At 71.7% G+C, this 975-nt stretch carries 1 pseudogene; it reads right to left on the bottom strand.

The features are described from left to right. Positions 1–826: pseudogene (locus FV222_RS27300) on the bottom strand (hypothetical protein); the annotation flags it as partial. Between the last annotated feature and the right edge of the window lie 149 nt (positions 827–975).

Genomic DNA, 975 nt, shown 5'->3' with positions numbered 1-975 from the left:
GCGGAAACAGGTCGTGCAGCACGAGCGCGGCCGGCCGGTCGGCGGCGAGGCGGCCGGCGATCGTAAGGCTCCGGGTCGCCCCGTGCAGGTTGCCGGCAAGCACGAGGTCGTGGCCGCCCGCGCCGATCGCCGCCTCGGCGACGGGAAACGCGTCCGTCCATTCCGCGGCGGCCGGCGGCGATTCGTCGGCGAGCACGACGTCCACGACGCGATGCCCGGCCAGCCGCAACGCCTCACCGAGCCGCCGATGGGCGATGCCCGCCCCACCGGCATGGCCGGTGCCGGTGAGGGAGGCGATCGAGAGGGTTGGGGACTGCGACGAATCCTGGGAAAGCCGTAACGCTTTCCCTCCCCCCGCATAGGGAGGAGGGCGAGGCGCCGGCTGGAATGCATCTGTACTCAGGGCCGAATCGGTCTCTCGTTCGCCCAACCGATCGAACTGCAGCAGCACCGGCCGGCCGATGCGAGCCAAACCGCGCGCCGTTCGGCCGACCGCCGCCCAGGCGTGCGCGGCCCAGCCGGCGTTGGAGAGGTCGAGGCCCGGCAACGCCGCGAGTGCATCGCGACGCCACAGCACCTCGCCGCCGGTGAACGGGATTTCGCTCGTGTCCTCCCCCGACAGCGAAGGCACGTCGAGGCTTGTCACGGCGCCGTCGAACAGCACGCGCAGGCCGGCCACCGCGCCGGCGCCGCTCAGCGCCGCCTCCAGGGCGAGCGCCGCGAGGGCGCCGGGTGCCAGCAGGTCGCCGGCGGGAAGGACCAGGACGTAGTCGACCGCTTCGTCCGCGAGGATCGCGGCGGAAGGCGCCGATCCGGCGGGCACCACGTCGTGCCGGCACTCCGGGTAATCCTGCCGGGCGACCGAGGCGACGCCGTCCGCGAGCCGCGGCTCGCCCCCGGACGCGATCTGTCTCTTATAAACAAATGACGCAGCCGACCACAACATAAGTGTAGATATAGATGGTAGACGTATAA

Source organism: Methylobacterium sp. WL103 (assembly GCF_008039885.1).
Classification (GTDB): Bacteria; Pseudomonadota; Alphaproteobacteria; order Rhizobiales; family Beijerinckiaceae; genus Methylobacterium; species Methylobacterium cerastii.
Note: the sequence above shows the minus strand (reverse complement) of the source record. Positions and strands in the feature narration are given on the sequence as shown.